This is a genomic window from Pseudodesulfovibrio indicus (assembly GCF_001563225.1).
Taxonomy (GTDB): domain Bacteria; phylum Desulfobacterota; class Desulfovibrionia; order Desulfovibrionales; family Desulfovibrionaceae; genus Pseudodesulfovibrio; species Pseudodesulfovibrio indicus.
In genome coordinates this window covers 2324370-2345550 of sequence record NZ_CP014206.1, presented here as the reverse complement: position 1 = coordinate 2345550, position 21181 = coordinate 2324370, and the positions used below count along the sequence as shown (strand labels likewise).

General features: G+C 65.5%; 21 protein-coding genes. 20 read left to right on the top strand and 1 reads right to left on the bottom strand.

The window, feature by feature from the left end; genetic code table 11:
* Window positions 1-21 precede the first annotated feature (21 nt).
* The 17 genes from AWY79_RS10385 to AWY79_RS10305 all read left to right on the top strand — a co-directional run bounded on the left by AWY79_RS10385 (window position 22) and on the right by AWY79_RS10305 (window position 17925).
* Window positions 22-1095, top strand: a complete 1074-nt coding sequence (locus tag AWY79_RS10385) for an NAD-dependent epimerase/dehydratase family protein (protein WP_066803318.1) — start codon at window positions 22-24, stop codon at window positions 1093-1095.
* Window positions 1096-1098: 3 nt separating this feature from the next.
* Window positions 1099-2544, top strand: a complete 1446-nt coding sequence (locus AWY79_RS10380; protein ID WP_078063751.1) for a glycosyltransferase — start codon at window positions 1099-1101, stop codon at window positions 2542-2544.
* Window positions 2545-2599: 55 nt separating this feature from the next.
* Entirely contained in the window at window positions 2600-3376 is a 777-nt protein-coding gene (locus AWY79_RS10375; RefSeq protein ID WP_066803307.1) for a class I SAM-dependent methyltransferase, read from the top strand.
* Between the two features lie 2 nt (window positions 3377-3378).
* Window positions 3379-4863 carry an ArnT family glycosyltransferase gene (locus tag AWY79_RS10370; protein ID WP_066803304.1) on the top strand — a complete coding sequence of 495 codons (1485 nt, stop codon included), beginning with the start codon at window positions 3379-3381 and terminating at the stop codon, window positions 4861-4863.
* Window positions 4864-4871: 8 nt separating this feature from the next.
* Window positions 4872-5903, top strand: a complete 1032-nt coding sequence (locus tag AWY79_RS10365) for a glycosyltransferase family 9 protein (protein ID WP_066803301.1) — start codon at window positions 4872-4874, stop codon at window positions 5901-5903.
* A gap of 111 nt (window positions 5904-6014) precedes the next feature.
* Window positions 6015-7025, top strand: coding sequence for an NAD-dependent 4,6-dehydratase LegB (locus AWY79_RS10360; protein ID WP_066803298.1), 1011 nt, complete (start codon window positions 6015-6017; stop codon window positions 7023-7025).
* Window positions 7026-7033: 8 nt separating this feature from the next.
* The gene (locus AWY79_RS10355) at window positions 7034-8152 is read left to right on the top strand and encodes a LegC family aminotransferase (RefSeq protein ID WP_066803295.1); all 1119 of its coding nucleotides are present in this window, start codon (window positions 7034-7036) and stop codon (window positions 8150-8152) included.
* Window positions 8149-9171, top strand: coding sequence for an N-acetylneuraminate synthase (gene neuB, locus AWY79_RS10350; RefSeq protein WP_066803292.1), 1023 nt, complete (start codon window positions 8149-8151; stop codon window positions 9169-9171). Before AWY79_RS10355 ends, neuB begins: the two co-directional genes overlap by 4 nt.
* Window positions 9168-10358 (top strand): UDP-N-acetylglucosamine 2-epimerase, encoded by a 1191-nt coding sequence (gene neuC / locus AWY79_RS10345; RefSeq protein ID WP_066803289.1) that lies wholly within the window; start codon window positions 9168-9170, stop codon window positions 10356-10358. The genes neuB and neuC overlap by 4 nt, the downstream gene beginning before the upstream one ends.
* Window positions 10355-11419, top strand: coding sequence for a nucleotidyltransferase family protein (locus AWY79_RS10340; RefSeq protein ID WP_066803286.1), 1065 nt, complete (start codon window positions 10355-10357; stop codon window positions 11417-11419). The genes neuC and AWY79_RS10340 overlap by 4 nt, the downstream gene beginning before the upstream one ends.
* Before the next feature lie 3 nt (window positions 11420-11422).
* The gene (locus AWY79_RS10335) at window positions 11423-12331 is read left to right on the top strand and encodes a Gfo/Idh/MocA family protein (protein WP_066803283.1); all 909 of its coding nucleotides are present in this window, start codon (window positions 11423-11425) and stop codon (window positions 12329-12331) included.
* Window positions 12331-13011 (top strand): acylneuraminate cytidylyltransferase family protein, encoded by a 681-nt coding sequence (locus AWY79_RS10330; RefSeq protein WP_066803280.1) that lies wholly within the window; start codon window positions 12331-12333, stop codon window positions 13009-13011. The genes AWY79_RS10335 and AWY79_RS10330 overlap by 1 nt, the downstream gene beginning before the upstream one ends.
* Window positions 13008-13814 (top strand): SDR family oxidoreductase, encoded by an 807-nt coding sequence (locus AWY79_RS10325; protein WP_066803278.1) that lies wholly within the window; start codon window positions 13008-13010, stop codon window positions 13812-13814. The genes AWY79_RS10330 and AWY79_RS10325 overlap by 4 nt, the downstream gene beginning before the upstream one ends.
* 11 nt (window positions 13815-13825) lie before the next feature.
* Complete coding sequence (gene hisF / locus AWY79_RS10320; protein ID WP_066803275.1) at window positions 13826-14695, top strand: imidazole glycerol phosphate synthase subunit HisF; 870 nt, start codon at window positions 13826-13828, stop codon at window positions 14693-14695.
* Window positions 14688-15356, top strand: a complete 669-nt coding sequence (hisH, locus tag AWY79_RS10315) for an imidazole glycerol phosphate synthase subunit HisH (protein WP_066803272.1) — start codon at window positions 14688-14690, stop codon at window positions 15354-15356. Before hisF ends, hisH begins: the two co-directional genes overlap by 8 nt.
* 3 nt (window positions 15357-15359) lie before the next feature.
* Window positions 15360-16568: an N-acetyl sugar amidotransferase gene (locus AWY79_RS10310; protein ID WP_066803269.1), complete on the top strand. Its 1209-nt coding sequence runs from the start codon at window positions 15360-15362 to the stop codon at window positions 16566-16568.
* Window positions 16569-16581: 13 nt separating this feature from the next.
* Window positions 16582-17925 carry a surface carbohydrate biosynthesis protein gene (locus AWY79_RS10305; protein ID WP_066803266.1) on the top strand — a complete coding sequence of 448 codons (1344 nt, stop codon included), beginning with the start codon at window positions 16582-16584 and terminating at the stop codon, window positions 17923-17925.
* 7 nt (window positions 17926-17932) lie between these two features.
* Here the strand turns inward: AWY79_RS10305 and AWY79_RS10300 are convergent, their stop codons facing one another.
* Window positions 17933-18136: a hypothetical protein gene (locus tag AWY79_RS10300; protein WP_066803263.1), complete on the bottom strand. Its 204-nt coding sequence runs from the start codon at window positions 18134-18136 to the stop codon at window positions 17933-17935.
* A gap of 238 nt (window positions 18137-18374) precedes the next feature.
* On the opposite strand from AWY79_RS10300, the gene AWY79_RS18370 reads away from it, so the two are divergent.
* The 3 genes from AWY79_RS18370 to feoB are packed head-to-tail and all read left to right on the top strand — an operon-like array spanning window position 18375 to window position 21001.
* Complete coding sequence (locus tag AWY79_RS18370; protein ID WP_078063750.1) at window positions 18375-18560, top strand: FeoB-associated Cys-rich membrane protein; 186 nt, start codon at window positions 18375-18377, stop codon at window positions 18558-18560.
* Between the two features lie 58 nt (window positions 18561-18618).
* Window positions 18619-18861 carry a FeoA family protein gene (locus AWY79_RS10295; RefSeq protein ID WP_066803260.1) on the top strand — a complete coding sequence of 81 codons (243 nt, stop codon included), beginning with the start codon at window positions 18619-18621 and terminating at the stop codon, window positions 18859-18861.
* 4 nt (window positions 18862-18865) lie between these two features.
* Complete coding sequence (gene feoB, locus AWY79_RS10290; protein ID WP_066803257.1) at window positions 18866-21001, top strand: ferrous iron transport protein B; 2136 nt, start codon at window positions 18866-18868, stop codon at window positions 20999-21001.
* The last annotated feature ends 180 nt before the right edge of the window (window positions 21002-21181 follow it).

Genomic DNA, 21181 nt, shown 5'->3' with positions numbered 1-21181 from the left:
ACCTTCGAGGAGTAACGACACATGGCTGTAGTCATCGTAACCGGTTCTTGCGGCCTCATCGGCGCGGAGACGGTCCGCTTCTATATTTCCAAGGGATTCGACGTGGTCGGCGTGGACAACAACATGCGCTCCTACTTCTTCGGCGAGGAGGCGTCCACCCACTGGTCCCAGCTCAAGCTGGAAAGCGACTTCGCCAACTACACCCACGCCTCCATCGACATCCGTGACGAGAAAGCCGTGGACGAACTGTTCGCCAAGTACTCCACGGACATCAGCGCCGTGATCCACACCGCGGCCCAACCGTCCCACGACTGGGCGGCCCGCGAGCCGATCACCGACTTCTCCGTGAACGCGGGCGGCACCCTTGTGCTGCTGGAAGCCACCCGCAAGCACTGCCCCGAGGCGGCCTTCCTGTTCACCTCCACCAACAAGGTCTACGGCGACACCCCGAACTTCCTGCCGCTCGTCGAGCAGGAGACCCGCTGGGAGCTGGACCCGGCCCATCCGTTCGCCGAGCACGGCATCGACGAGACCATGAGCATCGACCGCTGCACCCACTCCCTGTTCGGCGTGTCCAAGGCCGCGGCCGACCTGCTGGTCCAGGAGTACGGGCGCTACTTCAACATGAACACCGGCGTGTTCCGCGGCGGCTGCCTGACCGGCGGCGGCCACTCCGGCACCGAGCTGCACGGCTTCCTGTCCTACCTGGCGCGGTGCTGCATGACCGGCCGCCACTATTCCATCTTCGGCTACAAGGGCAAGCAGGTCCGCGACAACATCCACTCCTCGGACCTGGTCAACATGCTCTGGCACTTCCACCAGGCCCCGCGCCCCGGCGAGGTCTACAACGTGGGCGGCAGCCGCCACTCCAACTGCTCCATGCTGGAAGCCATCCACATGTGCGAGGAGTACACCGGCAAGAAGATGGACTACACCTACAAGGAAGACAACCGCATCGGCGACCACATCTGGTACATCAGCGACGTCCGCAAGTTCCAGAGCCACTACCCCGATTGGAAGTACACCTACGACATCAAGGCGATCATCCAGGAAGTCATCGAGGGATGGCGCGCCCGGGACGTCAAACAAGGATAGCCCATGTCCACCATTTTCGACCTGTACCAGCGGTGCAGGAAAGACCACACCCAGGAATACGTCGAACTCTACGACGCCCGAGCCGACGAACGCATCAGCGACCTGACCGGCGCCAAGGGATACTTCTACGACAAGGTCCGCGAAATGGTCCGCTTCTACGTGGAGCCGGGCAAGCGCGTGCTGGCGGTCAACGCCGACGCGGGCCAGTACCTGGCCTGGACCGAGCCGTCCCGAGGCGTGGGCATCGAGACCGCGCCCGGCCTGGTCGAAGTGGCCCGCAAGGCCCACCCGGAGTTCGAATTCCACGTCTGCGCCCCGGAGGACTTCGAGGCCGGGGAGGAGTTCGACTACATCCTGATCCTGGACGCGGTGAACAACATGTTCGACGTCCAGACCGCCCTGGAGAAACTCCAGCCCGCCTGCCACGAAGAGACCCGGCTGATCATCACCTGGTACAACTTCCTCTGGAAGCCGCTGCTCAAGTTCGCGGAGAAGCGCGGCCTGAAGCGCCCGTCCACCCCGCAGAACTGGCTGTCCAAGGCGCACATCGAGCAGCTCGTCACCCTGGCCGGGTTCGAGCCCACGGCCCACACCCGCAAGATCCTCATGCCCTACCGGATTCCGGTCCTGTCCGAGCTGATCAACAACTTCGTGGGCGGACTGCCGATCATCAACCATTTCTGCCTGATGAACATCATGGTCGCGCGGCCCGTGCAGGCCCCGGACCGGGGGAAGTTCGGCGTGTCCGTGATCGTGCCGTGCAAGGACGAGGCGGACAACATCGAGGCCGCTGTGCTGCGCACCCCGCAGATGGGCAGCCACACCGAGCTGATCTTCTGCGACGACAAGTCCACGGACGGCACCCCGGACGTGGTCCGGCGGATGCAGCAGGAACACCCGGACAAGGACATCAAGCTGGTCAACGGCCCCGGCATCTGCAAGGCCGAGAACGTCTGGACCGGATTCAACGCCGCCACCCAGGACATCGTCATGATCCTGGACGGCGACCTGACCGTGCCGCCCGAGGATTTGCCCAAGTTCTACGAGGCCCTGGCCTCGGGCACGGGCGAGTTCATCAACGGGACCCGCTCGGTCTACCCCATGCGCGACGACGCCATGCGGCTGGCCAACATCTTCGGCAACAAGGCGTTCAGCATGCTCTTCTCCTACATCCTCAGCCAGTCGATCACCGACACCCTGTGCGGCACCAAGGTGCTCTGGCGCAAGGACTGGCTGCGGCTGAAGAACCTGCTCGGCAGCTGGGGCATCAACGACCGCTGGGGCGACTACGAGCTGATCTTCGGCGCGGCCCGCCTGGGCCTGAAGCACCAGGACCTGCCCGTGCGCTACATGGAGCGGGTCCACGGCGAGACCAAGATGACCGGACGTCTGAAGAACGCCATGATCATGCTGCGCATGTGCATCGCGGCCTACAGGAAATTCAAGTAGGGTGCGGATAACGGGCCGGAACGCAACCGGCCCCCTCAACGGTGGAGCAAGCGAAATGGCTGAAAGCAGGAAACAACCGTCCTCGCCGGAGTTCGACGAACGCAAGCGGGACGAGATCGCCCTGGGCGAGAAGATCGCCGCGGGCGAAAGCGAGGCCATCTGGGGCTGGGGCACGCCCGCGGGCAAGCTTCGGGCCGAGCGCCGCGCCCGGCTCATCGCCGAGGGCGGCGGCCTGGCCCCGGGCATGCGCGTGCTGGAGATCGGCTGCGGCACCGGCAACTTCACCGAGAAGTTCGCGGCCCACGGCGCGGAGATCCTGGCCTGCGACCTCTCCCCCCACCTGCTGGAAAAGGCGGGCAGGCGCGACTACGGGACCTGTCCGGTCTCCTTCATCTGCTCCCCCTTCGAGGAGTGCGGCACCGAGGGCGGTTTCGACGCGGTCATCGGCTCGTCCATCCTCCACCACCTGGACATGGACCAGGCCCTGCCCAAGATCCGCGACCTGCTCAAGCCGGGCGGCAGAATCGCCTTTGCCGAGCCGAACATGCTCAATCCGCAGATCTTCATCGAGCGCCACTTCCGCCAATTCTTCTCCCACATCTCCGAGAACGAGACCGCCTTCGTGGCCTCGAAGCTCAGGCGGACCCTGGAGGAGGCGGGCTTCTCGAACGTGCGCATCACGCCGTTCGACTGGCTGCACCCGTCCACCCCGGAGCCGCTCATCCCGCTGGTCTCCGGCATAGGCCGTCTCCTTGAGGCCACCCCCGGCCTGCGGGAGTTCTCCGGCTCGCTGATCATCGTGGCCGAGCGCGGCACGGGGGCCGGGAGCTGACCATGGGCCGACTGATGAACTGGGTGGAGGACAACCGCACCCTGGTGCTGTTGCTGATCTTTCTCTTCAGCGTGGCCGTGCGCGTGGCCACCCTGGAATACCTCGACCTGGGCGGCGACAACGCCGAGCGCTGGATGCAGGCCCACCGCGTGGCCCAAGGGCTCGGCGTCACCCACTGGTACAACCACTCCATGCGCTGGGTCATCGTCCTGCCCCTGGCCGGGCTGATCAAACTCTTCGGACCGCACCCGGCCCTGTCGCCCGTGCTGCCCATCCTGTTCGCGTCCATCGGCGCGGTCTTCCTGTACCTCATCGGCGAGAAGCTCCAGGACGCCCGCCTCGGCCTGTCCACCGCCCTGCTGACCGTCCTGCTCCCGCTCATGGCCCGCTCCGGCAGCCAGCTTTGGCCCGGCATCTTCGAGATGGCCTACCTGGCGATCATGGTCTACCTGATCCTCTGCTGGATCGATTCGCGGCACACCGGGCTCCTGGTCCTGGCGGGCGTGGCCTTTTTCTGCGGCTGGGGGGCGCGCGTGACCATGGTCTACACCTGGCCCGGCGCGGCGCTGCTCATCTGGCTGCCCACCCGCGATTTCCGCGCGGTGGTCGTCTACACCGCCGTGGCCTCCGGGCTGTGCTTCGCGGAGTGGGGCTGGTTCTGGTGGGATTCGGGCAACCCGCTCGGCAGGCTCGGCCTGCTCTTCGCCACCTCCTACGGCCGACAGGACAACCTGTTCATCCCGCTCAAGGACTACCTGCTCCAATTCACGGACCTGCTCAAGCTCAAGGGCCTCGTGCCCATAGCGGTCCTGACCTTGGGCGCGGCCGGGCTGGCCTTCCGGGAGAAGGACCGACGCTGGTGGGGCATCAGCATCCTGTACCTCTCGGTCACCTTCCTGATGCTCTACATGGTCACCCACCTGTTCCCCATCAAGCTCGCCCTGCCCTTCGGCTCGCGAAAGTGGCCCATCTTCGCGCCCTACGGCATCCTGCTGCTCATGTACTACCTGCTCAAGCTCTGGGACAGCCGCCCGCGCCTGGGCTTCGCCCTGATCACCGTGCTGTTCGCCGCCTTCTCGGTCTTCACCCTGATCCGCATCCCGTCCACCAACACCCTGGTCCAGATGAGCCGGGACTACGCCCTGCTCCGGCCCGCCCTGGACGCCGACCGTCCCGTGCGCATGGTCTACCAGCCGTGGGAGCCGAATTTCATCGAGAAGGAGATCATCTCCGCCTTCACCGGCAAGCAGAAGCGACGCAACCGGTCCGACCGGGAAATCCTCCTCGACATGGACCGCAACCAGCAGCGCATCGCCTCCCTGTTCCTGGACGACGTGACGCAGTTCCATGCCTACTCGCACCGGCCCGCAGTGCGCATGGAGCGCTACGTCTACATCATCCCCTCCGCCGACGGGTCCATCGAGAACCCGGCCGTGGACAGCGTGTTCGGCATCCGGACCCACGCTGCGTTCCCGGCCAAGGATTGAGCCGCCCCATGAAGGACATCTCCAACCTGCACCCGAAACGCATCCTGGTCTGCCAACTGAGGCAGATCGGCGACGTGCTGCTGGCCACACCGTCCATCCAGCTGCTCAAGGAACGGTTCCCCGACGCCGAAATCCACCTCCTGACCGAAAAGAAATGCGTCCCGGTGCTGGAGAACAATCCGCACCTTGCCCACGTCTGGGCCATCGACAAACAGCGGCTCAAAAACCCGTTCACCGCTTTCCGCTGGTATCGAAAGGTGGGCAAAAGCGGATACGACCTGATCGTGGACTTTCAACGGCTGCCCCGCTGCCGGTACGTGATCATGTTCTCCGATGCGCCGGTCAAGCTGACCCAGAACACATCCTGGTACAACCGGTTGTTCTACACCCACTTCAGCGACGTCATCTACGGCTACTCGGCCATGCTCAAGGCGTCCATCCTGCGGCCGCTCGGAATCCAATGGAACGGCGAACTGCCCAAGCTCTACCTGAGCGAGGCCGAAAGGGAGTGGGCGGAGGGATTCCTCCAAGCGGAGGAGCTGACCGAGAACCGGTTCGTGACCATCGACCCGTCCCACAGGCGGATCACCCGCAAGTGGCCGGAGCGCCACTTCGCCGGGCTGATCAGGCTGCTGCGCGAAAAGCACCCGGACCTGAAGTTCTTCATCCTCTACGGGCCCGGAGAAAAGGACGTCGCCGACAAGGTCGCCGAACTGGCGGGCGAAGGGGCCGTGGTCTCCGAGACCATGCTCACCCTGCGCCAGATGGCCGCGGTCCAGGCGCGCGCCGCCCTGCACGTGGGCAACTGCTCCGCGCCCAGACATTTCGCCGTGGCCGTGGACACCCCGTCCCTGGCCATCCACGGGGCCACGGGTTTCGGCTGGTGCCCCAAGACCGAACGCCACTCCAGCGTGGACAAGGGGCTGCCCTGCCGCTCCTGCAACCAAAACTCCTGCCCCACCCTGGAGTGTCTGGAGACCTTCGAACCGCAGGAATGCCTGGACGAGGCCCTGCGGTTGCTCGCCTTCAAGCACGCCTAGGCAGGACGGCGCGCCGGTCCGCACCGGGTCGCCTTGCCATCCCCCCTCACAGGATATATATACCGACAGATCATCATTTGCCATTTACCCGGCCAACATAGCTGGAGCTTTATGAATCTCGACAACAAAAAGATACTGGTCACCGGCTCGGACGGCTTCATCGGGTCCCATCTGGTGGAATACCTGGTCAGGCAGGGCTACAAGGTCCGCGCCTTCGTGCTCTACAACTCCTTCAACTCCTGGGGCTGGCTCGACGAATCGCCCAGGGAGATCAGGGACAACCTGGAAATTTTCGCCGGCGACGTGCGCGACCCGAACGGCGTGCGCACCGCCATGCAGGGGTGCGACGTGGTCCTGCACCTGGCCGCGCTCATCGCTATCCCCTATTCCTACCACTCCCCGGACACCTACGTGGACACCAACGTCAAGGGTACCCTGAACGTGGTCCAGGCGGCCCGCGACCTGGGGGTCGAGCGGTGCGTGGTGACCTCCACCAGCGAGGTCTACGGCACGGCACGGTTCGTGCCCATCACCGAGGACCACCCGCTCCAGGGCCAGTCCCCGTACTCGGCCACCAAGATCGGCGCGGACCAGATCGCCATGAGCTTTTACAACGCCTTCGAGACCCCGGTCTCCATCATCCGCCCGTTCAACACCTACGGCCCGCGCCAGTCCGCCCGCGCGGTCATCCCCACGGTCATCACCCAGATCGCCGGGGGTGCAAGGCAGATCAAGCTCGGCGCGCTCTCCCCCACCCGCGACTTCAACTACGTCTCGGACACCGTGCGCGGCTTTGAGGCCGTGGCCGCGTCCGACGCCTGCGTGGGCGAGGTGGTCAACGTGGGCAGCGGGTTCGAGGTCTCCATCGGCGACACGGCCCGGGCCATCGCCGAGGTCATGGGCGCGGACATCGAGATCGTCTGCGAGCACGAGCGCATCCGCCCGGCCAAGAGCGAGGTGGAACGGCTGTTCGCGGGCAACGAGAAGGCCAAACGGCTGACCGGCTGGGAGCCGGAGTTCGGCGGCCTGGACGGGTTCAAGCGCGGCCTGAAGCTGACCGCCGAGTGGTTCGCCGACGCCGACAACCTCCGCCGCTACAAGGCGGACATCTACAACATCTAGGGGCGACCGTGGAATCCGTCATCCGCTTCATACGCGAGCTCTATGGAGAGCCCGAATCGTTCATTCCCCTGCACGCCCCGGTCTTCACCGGGCGCGAAAAGGAATACCTGGCCGACTGCATCGACTCCACTTTCGTGTCCAGCGTGGGTGAATACGTCACCCGGTTCGAGGACATGACCAGGGAGTTCACCGGCGCGGCCCGGGCCGTGGCCGTGGTCAACGGCACCTGCGGCCTGACCGCCGCCCTCAAGCTCGTGGGCGTGAACCAGGGCGACCTGGTGCTGACCCAGGGGCTGACCTTCGTGGCCACGGCCAACGCGGTCACCGCCGCGGGCGCGGTCCCGGTCTTCCTCGATTCGGACAGCGACACCCTGGGCATGAGCCCGGACGCCCTGCGCGCCTGGCTGGAGCGCCACGGCAACGGCTCGCGCCGCATCGCGGCCTGCGTGCCGGTCCACATCCTGGGCCACGCCTGCCGCATCCGCGAAATCTGCGAAATCTGCGAGGAGTACTCCATCCCGGTGGTCGAGGACGCCGCCGAGGGGCTGGGGTCCTCCCTGGACGGGCGGCATCTCGGCACCTTCGGCAAGCTCGGTGTGCTCAGCTACAACGGCAACAAGACCATCACCACCGGCGGGGGCGGCATGATCCTGGCCCGCGACGAGGAGCTGGGCGGGCTGGCCAAACACATGACCGCCACGGCCAAGGTCCCCCACCGCTGGGAGTTCCGCCACGACGCGGCGGCCTGGAACTACCGCATGCCCAACCTGAACGCCGCCCTCGGCTGCGCGCAGATGGAAAAGCTGGACGAGATCCTGGCCGACAAGCGCGCCGTGGCCGCCGCCTACCGCGACTTCTTCGCGGGCCGCGACGACATGGCCTACGTGGACGCGCCCGAGGGATGCCTGTCCAACTACTGGCTGAACACCGTGCTCTTCAAGGACAAAGAGGCGCGCGAAGAATTCCTGAAGCTGTCCAACGACCAGGGGGTCATGACCCGGCCCCTGTGGACGCTCATGGCCGAGCTGCCCATGTACGCCTGCCACGAGAACGACGGCCTGGCCAATGCGCGCAGGCTGGCGGACCGGGCCGTGAACCTGCCCAGCGGGCCGAGGATCAAGGCATGACCCGCGAACGGTCCCCCATCTTCATCATCGCCGAGGCGGGCGTGAACCACAACGGCGACATGGAACTGGCCCGCAAGCTCATCGACCTGGCCGCCGAGGCCGGGGCCGACGCGGTCAAGTTCCAGACCTTCCGGGCCGGGGAGGTCGTCACCGAAAAGGCCGAGAAGGCCGCCTACCAGAAGGCGACCAGCGGCGGCGGGGAATCCCAGTACGCCATGCTCAAGCGGCTGGAGTTGGACGTGGCCGCCCACGAGATGCTCATGACCCATTGCCGCGAGCGGAACATCCGGTTCCTGTCCACCCCCTTCGACGCGCAGAGCCTGGACATGCTCATGGACATGGGGCTGCCCCTGGTCAAGGTCCCGTCCGGCGAGATCACCAACCTCCCCTACCTGCGCAAGGTCGCGGCCAAGGGCAGGCCGGTGATCCTGTCCACGGGCATGACCACCCTCGACGAGGTGCGCGACGCCGTGGCCGCCCTCACCGGCGCGGGGCTGGCCGCGGGGGACGTCACCCTGCTGCACTGCAACACCCAGTACCCGACCCCGATCGGCGACGCCAACCTGCGGGCCATGGAAACCCTGGCACGGGAGTTCCCGGACTGCGCCGTGGGCTATTCCGACCACACGCCGGGGATCACCTGCCCGGTGGCGGCGGCGGCCATGGGCGCAACGGTGATCGAGAAGCATTTCACCCTGGACAAGACCATGGAAGGCCCGGACCACGCCGCCTCACTCGATCCCGTCGAGCTGACCGCCATGGTCGCGGGAGTGCGCGAGGTGGAACTCGCCCTGGGCGACGGAGTGAAGCGGCCGAGCGCGAGCGAACGCGAGAACATCGCCGTGGCCCGCCGGTTCCTGGTGGCCGTCACGCCCATCAAGGCGGGCGAACCGTTCACCGAGACCAACGTCACGGCACGGCGCACCGGTTGCGGCGGCGTCTCGCCCATGCGCTGGGACGAGGTCATGGGCACGCCCGCGCGTAAGGATTTCGACGCCGGGGAGGCCATCGAACTGTGAGAATCTGCGTCTTCACCGGCACCAGGGCCGAATACGGCCTGCTCACCCCGCTGCTGAAGCGGCTCCACGCCGACCCCGAAGTCGAGCTCTCCCTGCTCGTGTCCGGGAGCCATCTCTCCGAGCGCCACGGCAGCACCGTGGACGCCATCCGGGCGGACGGCTTCCCCGTCGGCGCGGAGGTCCCCCTGCCCCTTGAGGACGATTCCCGGCTGGGCGTGACCTTGGCCATGGGCGAGGCGGTAAGCGGTTTGGGCCGGGCGCTGGACGTCCTCCGGCCAGACCTGCTGGTCCTGCTCGGCGACCGCTGGGAGTGCCTGGCCTGCGCCACGGCGGCCACCCTGCTGCACCTGCCCGTGGTCCATCTCTACGGCGGCGAGACCACCGAGGGGGCCGTGGACGAGCAGTTCCGCCACGCCATCACCAAGATGGCCCGGCTGCACTTCACCTCCTGCGACACATACCGCCGCCGGGTGATCCAGATGGGCGAGGACCCGGACACGGTCTTCGACGTGGGCGCGCTGGGCGTGGAGAACATCCGCACCGTGCCGCTCATGGACCGCGCCGCGCTGGAGGCGGACCTGGGCTTCGCCATGGGCGACCGCTGCCTGCTGGTCACCTACCATCCCGTGACCCTGGCCGGGGACGACCTCGGCCAGATGGAGCGCTTTTTCGAGGGGCTGGAGACCGCGCTGGCCGAGGACCAGACCCTGACCGCCGTCCTCACCGGGGCCAACGCCGATCCCGGCGGGTCCGCCATCGACGCCCGCGCGGCCCGGCTGCACGACACTTTTCCCGAGCGGACCCTGGTCACGCCCTCCCTGGGGCTGGTCCGCTACCTGTCGGCCATGGCCGCCTGCGCGGCGGTGGTCGGCAACTCCTCCTCCGGCATCCTGGAAGCACCCAGCTTCAACGTACCCACCGTGAACGTGGGCGACCGCCAAAAGGGCCGCGAGCAGGCGGACAGCGTGTTCGACTGCGCCCCGGACGCGGCGAGCGTGGCCTCGGCCATCCGGCACGCCCTGTCCCCGGAAACGGCCGGGATTGTCAAACAGGCCCGCAACCCGTATGAAAAACAGGGGACGAGCCGACGCATCGCCGACCGGCTCAAGCGCGGCGTCAAGCCCGGCCCCAAACCATTCTTCGACGTGGAATACCGTCTTCCCGAAGCCAAGGAACAACGCTCATGAAAGAGTGGACAAGCGCTCTCATCCCGGTCACGGCCACGGTCCGCGACACCGCCGAAACCCTGAACCGGACCTCGCTCCAGATCGCCCTGGTGGCCGACGAGCAGGGGTGCCTCAAGGGCGTCATCACCGACGGCGACATCCGGCGCGGCCTGCTGGCCGGAAAGACCATGGAATCCCCGGCCGCCGAGATCATGGAGACCGAATTCTTCTCCGCCGGTCCCGACGACGACCAGGCCGCCCTGCTGGCCACCATGCGCAGCCGGGACATCCGCCAGGTGCCCCTGCTGGACGGTAAGGGACGCGTGGTCGGGCTGCGCACCCTGTTCGACATCATTACCCCGGCCCGGCGCGACAACTGGGTGGTGCTCATGGCAGGCGGGCTGGGCCAGAGGCTGCGGCCCCTGACCGAGGACTGCCCCAAGCCGCTCCTGAACGTGGGCAACAAGCCGCTGCTCAAGACCATCCTGGACCAGTTCGCGTCTTACGGGTTCACCAAATTCTACATCTCGGTCAACTACCGCGCCGACATGGTCGAGGACTATTTCGGCGACGGCTCAAAGCACGGCGTGGAGATCCGCTACCTGCGCGAAAAGGCGCAGCTGGGCACCGCCGGGGCCGTGGGCCTGATCGAAGAGAAGCCGGACGCGCCGATCTTCGTCATGAACGGCGACCTGCTGACCAAGGTGGACTTCCCCGGCATGCTCGACTTCCACCTCGAACAGAACGCCAGGGCGACCATGGCCGTGCGCCGCTTCGAATTCCAGGTGCCCTACGGGGTGGTCAACGTGGAGAACCACCGGATCACCGCCCTGGAGGAGAAGCCGACCCACAAGTTCTTCGTCAACGCGGGCATCTACGTGCTCGACCCGGATGTGGCCGCTGCCATCCCCAAGAACGAATACCTGGACATGCCCTCCCTGTTCGGCAGGCTCATGGACAAGGGCGAGCCCACGGCCGCCTTCCCCATCCACGAGTACTGGATGGACATCGGCCGCAAGCAGGACTTCGACCAGGCCAACTTCGACTACGACATGCACTTCTGCGTCCGGGAGGACCTCTAGCCCATGCGCGCCCTGATCATCGGCTACGGCTCCATAGGCGGTCGCCACGCCCGGCTGCTGGTCGACATGGGCCACGAGGTGGCCTGCGTCACGCGCAACCCCGAGTGTCCCTATCCGGCCTTCGCGGACATCCCCTCGGCCCTGGCGGACAAGACGCCGTGGCTGGCCGTCATCGCCACCGCCACCACGGACCACGACGCCAACCTGCGCACCCTGCTCGACGCCGGGTTCACTGGACGCATCCTGGTGGAGAAGCCGCTCTTCACGAACACCCCGAAAGAACCGTTCACGGCGGGCGACAACGTGTCCGTGGCCTACAACCTGCGTTTCCATCCCATGGTCACCCGGACCCGCGAGCTGCTGGCCGGACGAAAGGTGCTGAACGCGCGCTTCGCCGTAGCCCAGTACCTGCCCGACTGGCGGCCCGGCACGGACTATCCCAAGAGCTACTCGGCCAGCCGGGCCAAAGGCGGGGGCGTACTGCGCGATCTGTCCCACGAGCTGGACCTGGCCCAGTTCCTTCTGGGCGGCTGGAAACGGGCCACGGCCCTGGGCGGGCGGTACGGCGATCTCAAGATCGACTCCGACGACCAGTATTCCGTGCTCATGGAGACCGCGAACTGCCCCATGGTCGGCATCCACATGGACTACCTGAGCCGCACCCCGCACCGGGGCTTCGAGATCACCTGCGCGGACCGGACGCTCAAGGCGGACTTCATGGGCGGCTTCCTGACCGTGGACGGGACCGTCGAGGAATTTCCCCCGGAACGCGACGCCACCTACCGGCTCCAGCTGGAAGCCATGGCCGTGGGCGATCCCACGCCCTGCACCTACGGCCAGGGGCTGGCCCTGGTCGGGCTGATCGAGGGGCTGGAACGCGCCGCCGCACAACACATCTGGATTGAAGCGTAATGAAACGATACGGATTCATCTTCGCCCGGGGCGGCTCCAAGGGAGTCCCCGGCAAGAACATACGGCCCCTGGCCGGGCTGCCGCTCATCGGCCACGCCATCAAGGCGGGCCGGGACTCCGGCATGCTCGACCGGATCATCGTCTCCACCGACGATCCGAAGATCGCCGAGGTCGCCGAGGAACTGGGGGCCGAGGTCCCGTTCCTGCGCCCGGCGGAACTGGCCCGCGACGACACCCCGGAGTGGTTGGCCTGGCGGCACGCGGTGGACATGGTGGACCAATTCGACCTCTTCGTCTCCCTGCCCTGCACCGCGCCCCTGCGCATCGGCCAGGACGTGCGCAACTGCATCGAGCTGTTCGAGCGCGGCGGCTGCGACATGGTGGTCACGGCACGGCCCGCCGAGCGCCACCCGTCCTTCAACATGGTCACCCTGGCCGAGGACGGCTACGCGGCCATCGCCATGCCGCCGGGCGCGACCATCACCCGGCGGCAGGACGCGCCCCCGGTCTTCGACCTGACCACTGTCTGCTACGTGACCACCCCGGATTTCATCCGCCGCCGCGAGAGCGTATTCCAGGGCCGGGTCAAGGCGGTCATCGTGCCGCCTGAGCGCGCCCTGGACATCGACACCGAACAGGACTTCGCCTTCGCGCAGTTCATGATGGAGCGTAATAAATGAAGAAGATCAAGGAACTCATGGACCTGAGCGGGCGCACCGCGCTGGTCACCGGCGGTGCCGGATACATCGGCCACGCCTTTTGCGACGCCCTGGCCGAGAACGGGGCCAATGTGGCCGTGCTGGACATCGACGGCCTCCGCGCCGAGGAGACCGCCGACGCCGTCGCTTCGGAGTACGGGGTCAAGACCATGGGGCTGGGCGTGGACCTGGCCGACACCCCCGCCGTGGTGGCGGTCCCGGCCAAGGTCGCCGAAGCGCTCGGCGGTCTCGACATCCTGGTCAACTGCGCCGGGTTCGTGGGGACCTCCAAGTTGTCCGGCTGGGTGACCGAATTCGAGGAACAGTCCGTGGACACCTGGCGCGCGGCGCTGGAGACCAACCTGACCGCGCCCTTCGCCCTGATCCAGGCAGCCACCCCGCTGCTTCGGGCATCCGGCCACGGCTCGGTGGTCAACATCGGCTCTACCTACGGCGTGGTCGGCCCGGACATGTCCCTGTACGAAGGCACGGCCATGGGCAACCCGGCGGCCTACGGCGCTTCCAAGGGCGGCCTGACCCAGCTGACCCGCTGGCTGGCCACGGTGCTCGGCCCGGACAACATCCGGGTGAACTGCATCAGCCCCGGCGGCGTGGCGCGCGGCCAGGACCCGAAGTTCGTGGAACGCTACGTAACCCGAACCCCCCTCAAGCGCATGGGCACCGAGGAGGACATGAAGGGCGCGCTCCTGTACCTGGCGAGCGACCTCTCCGCCTACGTCACCGGCCAGAATCTACTTGTTGACGGCGGTTGGACCGCTTGGTAAGCCAAACGTCCATGAAATACCGCGTCATTCCACGCCTTGACATCAAGGGTCCCAACCTTGTGAAAGGCATTCATTTCGAAGGGTTGCGAGTTCTCGGGAAACCCGAGGATTTCGCCCAATACTACTATGAGCAAGGCGCGGACGAACTCTTCTTCCAGGATGCCGTGGCCAGCCTGTACGACCGCAACAGCCTGCACGCCATCGTGGAAAAGACCTCCTCGCAGATTTTCATTCCCCTGTGCGTGGGCGGCGGGCTGCGGTCCGTGGACGACATCCGCGAGGTGCTGCGCGCCGGGGCGGACAAGATCGCCCTGAACACCGCGGCAATAAAGAGACCCGAGCTGATCCGCGAGGCCTCGGTCTCCTTCGGCTCGTCCACCATCGTGGTCTCCATCGAGGCCATCCGGCGGGACAACGGGCGCTGGGAGGCGCTCATCGAGTACGGGCGCGAGACCACCGGCGTGGACGCGGCCGAGTGGGCCGTCCGTGCGGCGGAGCTGGGCGCGGGCGAGCTGATGGTCACGAGCATCGACCAGGAAGGCACCGGCAAGGGGTTCGACCTCGAACTGCTGAAGACCATCTCCGAGAGCGTCTCCATCCCGGTCATCGCCGGGGGCGGATGCGGCAACCCCGAAGACGCGGTCCGGGCCATCGACGAAGGCCGCGCCGACGCCGTGTCCGTGGCCGCCGCCCTCCATTACAAGACCCTCGAAAACCTGGCCGCTCAGTCCGTCAACCGCGAGTACGAACTGGAAGGCAACATCGAATTTCTCAAGACCGGACGCGGGTATACCAATGTCCAGCCCTGCACCATCGGCGAGATCAAGACAACCATGCAACGGCACGGCCTGGACTGCCGGATGAAGGCGAGCGATGCATAAGACCGACGTGGCCATCATCGACTACGGGCTGGGCAACCTCTACTCCATCAAGCACGCCTGCGAATACATGGGGCTGTCGGTGGAGGTCACCAACGATCCTGCCGCCGTGACCAGGGCCAAATCCGTGATCCTGCCCGGCGTGGGCGCGTTCGGCGACGCCATGGACGCCCTGAAAAGGCTGGACCTCGTGTCGCCGCTCAAGGACGTGGCAGACAGCGACATACCGCTCATGGGCATCTGCCTGGGGCAGCAGCTCCTGTTCTCCTCCAGCGAGGAGTTCGGCGCGCACGAGGGGCTGGGGCTGATCCCCGGCCGAGTGCAATATTTCCCGATCCAGGAGATAGACGGCCGCACCTACAAGGTTCCCCAGGTGGGCTGGAACACCATCCACCCGCCCGAGGACGACCCCGGCCGGTGGGCCGGGACCCTGCTCGAAGGCGTCTCGCCCGGCGCGGACATGTACTTCGTCCACTCCTGCCACGTGGTCCCGGATTCGGACGAGGTAATGCTGTGCACCACGACCTACGGCGACGTCGCCTTCTCCTCGGGCAGCTTCTACAAGAACATCACGGCGTTCCAGTTCCATCCCGAACGGAGCGGAACCGAAGGACTCGCCGTGTACGCCAATTTCGCCAAACTTATCCGCTCTTCGGAGGCATAGTTAATGACCAAAACCCTTTTCGGCCTGCCCAAAGAAGTCCGCTTCTGCAAGAAGTGCGTCATGTCCAACCAGCGGCCCTCCTCCTATCCCGAATTCAAGCACACCAAGGACCGCATCACCCCGACCCTGCACATCGACGAGGATGGCGTGTGCGACGCCTGCCGCTACAACGAGCAGAAGAAGGGCGACATCGACTGGAAGGCGCGCGAGGACCAGCTCCTTGCGCTCTGCGACAAGCACCGCCGCAACGACGGGGCCTACGACTGCATCGTGCCCGGCAGCGGCGGCAAGGACAGCGCCCTGGCCGCGCACGTGCTCAAGTACAAGTACGGCATGAACCCCCTGACCGTGACCTGGCCGCCGATCATGTACACGGAATACGGCTATCGCAACTTCCGCAACTGGATCGAGGTCGGCGGGTTCGACAACATCACTTTCAACCAGAACGGCCGGGCTCACAAGCTGCTGACCAAGCTGGCCATCGAAAACCTGTTCCACCCGTTCCAGACCTTCATCCTCGGCCAGAAGAACCTGGCCCCCAAGGTGGCCCTGGAATACAACATCCCGCTGATCTTCTACGGCGAGCCCGAGGCCGAGTACGGCAACCCCATCGCCGAGACCTCCAGCTCCCTGCGCGACAAGTCCTACTACAGCATGACCAACGTCAACGACCTGTACCTGGCCGGCGTGTCCATCAAGGAACTGATCGAGGTCCACGGCCTGCGCCTGAACGAACTTTCGGCCTACTTCCCGGCCGAGGCCGACCGGCTGGCCGCCTCCAACATCGAGGTCCACTACCTGGGCTACTACGTCCCCTGGACCCCGCAGGAGGCGTACTACTACGCGGTTGAGAACACCGGGTTCAAGGCCCGCCCCTTCCGCACCCAGGGCACCTACTCCAAGTACAACTCCATCGACGACAAGATCGACGATCTCCACTACTACACCACGTTCATCAAGTTCGGCCTGGGCCGGACCACCTACGACGCCTCCCAGGAGATCCGCAACAAGCACCTGACCCGCGAGGAAGGCGTGGCCCTGGTCCACAAGTACGACGGCGAGTTCCCGGACCGCTACTTCAACGAGGTCATGGAGTTCGTGGGCATCACCCCCGAACGGTTCCAGGAGCTGACCGACCTCAACCGGTCCCCGCACCTCTGGGAAAAGGTCGACGGCGAATGGAAACTCAAGCATCGGGTGGAGAATCTCTAGTCCCGGAGAGTCCATGCTCTGCGCCATTCCGGTGGAAATACTGATCCGCGAACTGGACGGAGTGCTGTATCAGGCGCTCCATCTGGCCCGGCGCGGTATGCCCACGCTGGTGGGCGACCGGATGGTCAACACGTACATCCGGTCCACCGACCGTCCGCTCATCTACTTCGACAGCGACCAGCACGTGCCGACAAACCGCCACGTGCTGGACTGCGGCGGCGTGGTCCTGAACGTCAACTCCGAAGGCCAGGGGCTGGTGGACGACCCGCCCGAAATGCAGGCCAATTTCGCGGCCATCATCGAGCACGCCACCAAAATCTGCCTGTGGGGCGAAAAGCAGCGCGACATCATGACCCGGCTGGTCCCGGCGGATCGCGCGGGCGACCTGCCCGTCACCGGCCACCCCTCCTTCGACCTGGTGGCCGAGCGGTTCCTCGGCTACTACCGCAACGAGGCCATTACCGGCGAGCACGGCGAGGACTACATCCTGGTCAACACCAGCTTCGGGATGTTCAACCACGAGATGGGGTTCGACTACTACGTCAAGATGCTGAGCAGGATGGAGGAGTGGAAGGTCTATACCGACCCGGAGCACCTGCGGACCCTCAAGGTCCGGTGCGCGCACCAGGAACGGACCGCCCTGGCCATGATCGAACTGTGCCGCATGCTGGCCCGGACCTATCCCGAGCGCCACATCATCATCCGGCCCCACCCCGCCGAGAACGCCGACTACTACCGCAGCCGCACGGCGGACCACGCGAACATCTTCGTCAGCAAGCAGTGGTCGGCCAGGGAGTGGATCAGCTCCGCCGCCGCGGTCATCCACCACGACTGCACCACCGGCCTGGAGGCCACGCTCATGGGCAAGCTGGTCCTGCAATACGAGCCGTATGAGGACATCGAAGGCTCGGCCACCCTGATGACCTCCATCGGCCACCGGGCGACCTCCCCGCAGGAGGCGCTCGGACGCATCGCCGAGGGCGGCATGCCCGAAGCCACCAGCCGCGCCCTGCGCGAACGGCTCGCCCCCTACCTTGAAAACGTCAACCGGTGCGCTTCGGAAACCATAGCGGACCTGGCTGCCGGGTATGGCGAAGGGCGCGGGACCTGGGTCCCCGAACCGCTGGGGATGTGGGACACCGCAAAATGCTGGCGGAAATATCTGAGCAAGCGGCTGCGGGCGCACCAGCCCGGAAGGAACGGACGCAAGGTCCGCTACGCCCTGAACAAATTTTCGAGATTGCGGAAGGAGGAAGTGGTCCGCAGGTTGGACGGCCTGCGCAGCGCGGAACCCGGATTGCCGGAAGTCTCGGTCAGGCAGCTCTGCCTGAACACGTTTCTGATCTCCCCGGAATAGGTGGAGATTATTTCTCCCGGTCCTTCTTGTCGTCCTGCCGGTTCTTGAAGGTGATGGAGGCGAGACAGCCCGCCAGGCCGCCGAGAACCACTCCCTTGCCGGGGGCCATCAGGTCCGTGAAGCTGAAGAGATAGCCGATGGCGGCGCCGGCAATGATGCCCTTGGCCAGGACCTCGATCCATTCCATGAACTCTCTTCCGTCGTCATCCATGAGACACCCCGTAGTCGGCTGCGGTTACTGAAAACGAACGGGCGCAAACCCCGTTCTCAACCCGATCAGGCTGCATCATATGACCATAAATACCCCCGGAAGACAAGCAATACCGGGCCTTTCGCCCTCCCGTCACCAGGGCCGTTTTTTTTGCTCATTCTACTTGACTTTGATTCTCAACATCACTATCAAGTTGTTGTCCGGCACGGATGTCGGACGAAACTTTGAGGGAAAATCCATGCTCGATACCATCATCGTAATAGCCATTGTTTGCGTAGCCGCCTATTTCGTGGGCCGCCGCTTCCTGAGGCCCTTCACGAGCAAGCAGGCCTCCTGCGGCTGTTCCGGTTGCGGACAGTCCGGCTCGTGCTGCGGCTCCAGCAAGGACGGACCGGAAAAGTCCGACTGTTGCGGCCCTCGGTAATTTTTTTTGCCATCCAATTGATAACGAATCTCAACTTAACGCTTTTGAGGTAGGTAAAATGGCCCAAGACATGTGTTTACGTAAAGCGAAGGTCAACCAGAAGCTGAAGATCCGGACCGTGACCGCCGAGGGGGAACTCGGCCGCCGCATCCGCGACCTCGGCCTGATCCCCGGCACCGAAGTGACGGTCATCGGCAAGGCCCCCCTGCGGGACCCGGTGGCCCTGCGCCTGCGCGACTTCACCCTGACCTTGCGCAACAGCGAGGCTGACCACATCACCGTCACCCCCCTGGAGGACTAGACACATGGGTAAATACACCATCGGCATCGCGGGCAATCCCAACTGCGGAAAGACCACCATGTTCAACGCCCTGACCGGAGCGCGACAGCATGTGGCCAACTGGCCCGGCGTGACCGTGGAGAAGAAGATCGGCCACATCAATGCGGGCGAGGACTCCATCGAGCTCGTGGACCTGCCCGGCACCTACTCCCTGACCGCCTACACCCAGGAGGAGCTGGTCGCCCGGAACTTCCTGGTGGAGGACCGGCCCCAGGCGGTCATCGACATCATGAACGCCGACGCCCTGGAGCGGAACCTCTACCTGGCCGTCCAGATCCTGGAGCTGGGAGTGCCGCTGATCCTCGGCCTGAACATGATGGACGAGGTCCGCAAGTCCGGCAAGGAGATCGACAGCGCCCGCCTTGAGGAGCTGTCCGGCTGCGCCGTGGTCGAAACCGTGGCCCGCTCCGGCCAGGGCGCCAAGGAGCTGCTCCGGACCACCCTCGAAGTGGCCAAGGCCCAGAAAGGCGACTGGAAGCCCCTGAACATCTCCTACGGCCCGGACCTCGACCCGGTCCTGGACGAGATGGAAAAGCTCATTGAGGAAGCGCAGTTCCTGACCGACAAAGTCCCCGCCCGCTGGGCCGGCATCAAATATCTCGAACGCGACGAGGACGTGATCATAAAGGGCCGGATGGCCAATACCGCCCTGTCGGACAAACTGGAGACCATGGCCCGCGAGGTGGGCGCGCACACCGAGAAGACCCTGAAGATGCGCCCCGACGCCCTCATCGCCGACTACCGCTACGGCTTCATCGCCTCCATGATCAAGGACGTGGTCACCTACCCCGCCTCGAGCGCGGACCGCATAAGCCGCTCGGACGAGATGGACAAGGTCCTGACCCACCGGGTTCTCGGCCCGCTGATCATGCTCGGCATCGTCTACCTCATCTACAAGGTGACCTTTTCCGTGGGCGAAATCCCCATGGGCTGGCTCGAAGCCCTGTTCGGCTGGATGGGCGACACCGCCACCGAACTCATCCCCGAGGGCCATCTCCAGTCCCTGATCGTCTCCGGCATCATCGACGGTGTGGGCGGCGTGCTCGGCTTCGTGCCGCTGATCATGTTCATGTTCCTGATGATCTCGGCCCTGGAAGACTCCGGCTACATCGCCCGCATGGCCTACATGCTCGACCGCGTGTTCAAGATCTTCGGCCTGCACGGCACTTCGGTGCTCCCGTTCATCGTGTCCGGCGGCATCGCGGGCGGTTGCGCCGTACCCGGCGTCATGGCCACCCGCACCCTGCGCTCGCCCAAGGAAAAGCTGGCCACCCTGTTCGTGGCCCCGTACATGACCTGCGGCGCCAAGGTCCCGGTCTTCCTGATGCTGGCAGCCGCCTTCTTCCCCGAGGATTCCGCCACGGTCATGCTGATCATCACCCTGTCCGCCTGGGCCATGGCCATGATCGTGGCCCGCATCCTGCGCTCCACGGTCATCAAGGGCGACTCCACCCCGTTCGTCATGGAGCTGCCGCCCTACCGCATGCCCACCCTCCAGGGCGTGCTGATCCACACCTGGGAGCGCACCTGGGAGTACGCCAAGAAGGCCGGTACCGTCATTCTCGGCATCTCCATCCTGATCTGGGCCATGATGACCTTCCCCGAGCTGCCCGCCGACCGCGTGGCCCAGTTCGAGGCCCAGCGCGCCGCCGCCACCAGCGAGGAGCAGATCACGGAGATCGACAACATTCAGGCCGAGGAGGCCATCCACCACACCATCGCGGGCCGCATCGGCACCGCCCTGGAGCCCGTCTCCCAACTGGCCGGCTTCAACTGGCGCGTGAACATCGCCCTGACCGGCGGCGTGGCGGCCAAGGAAGTCATCGTCTCCACCCTCGGCACGGCATACTCCCTGGGCGAAGTGGACGTCGAGGACTCCCAGCCCCTGGCGGACAAGCTGGTCTCCGACCCGGCCTTCAGCCCTGCCTCGGCCGTCGCCCTGATCGTCTTCACCATGCTCTACGCGCCCTGCTTCGTGACCGTGGTCACCATGGCCCGCGAGTCGAGCTGGAGCTGGGCGGCCTTCAGCGTGGTCGGGTCCACCGGACTGGCCTTCGTCATGGCGGTCCTGGCATTCAACGTATCCAAAGCCTTCCTCTAACCATCACAGCCTCATCCCCCTCAAAGGGAGTCCCTCCGGGGGCTCCCTTCCCTTTTTTCAGGGCCATCGGCCCACGCGGGGCTCTCTTCTTCCCTTTTGCACCGAGATGCCCTATCAGGGTGTTGAAAAATCGAATTCGGCGGCCGTTCAAAAATGGTGAGAGGCTCGGCGCGAAAAAAG